Source organism: Vibrio sp. 10N.222.55.C6 (genome assembly GCF_041473395.1).
Lineage (GTDB): Bacteria > Pseudomonadota > Gammaproteobacteria > Enterobacterales > Vibrionaceae > Vibrio > Vibrio crassostreae_C.
The window spans coordinates 1-271 of the sequence record NZ_JBFRSD010001312.1; the positions used below are offsets into that span (position 1 = coordinate 1).

A 271-nucleotide genomic window follows, 5' to 3' on the forward strand; every position below is an offset into this window, starting at 1 on the left:
TACTAGCCTTAAGTTAAACTACACGGCTAACAAGTCTGGTTCAGACATCAACTTCGATGACGAAAGCGGCGGTAACGCTGGTCAAGCTGAGCTTCCGAGTGCAACGGTTGTTGACTTGACGGCTTACTACAAGCCAATGAAAGATCTTACTATTCGTGGTGGAGTATTCAACTTAACTAACGAAGAGTACTACCGTTGGAATGATATTCGCGGCGATGATGAGCTTTACAAAGAGAACTCTCAAGCAGAAAGAAACTACGGTATTTCAGCT

General features: G+C 43.9%; 1 pseudogene. It reads left to right on the forward strand.

Annotated features, from left to right (window positions below):
* Positions 1 to 271 (forward strand): annotated as a pseudogene (locus AB4486_RS28665) (TonB-dependent receptor); the annotation flags it as partial.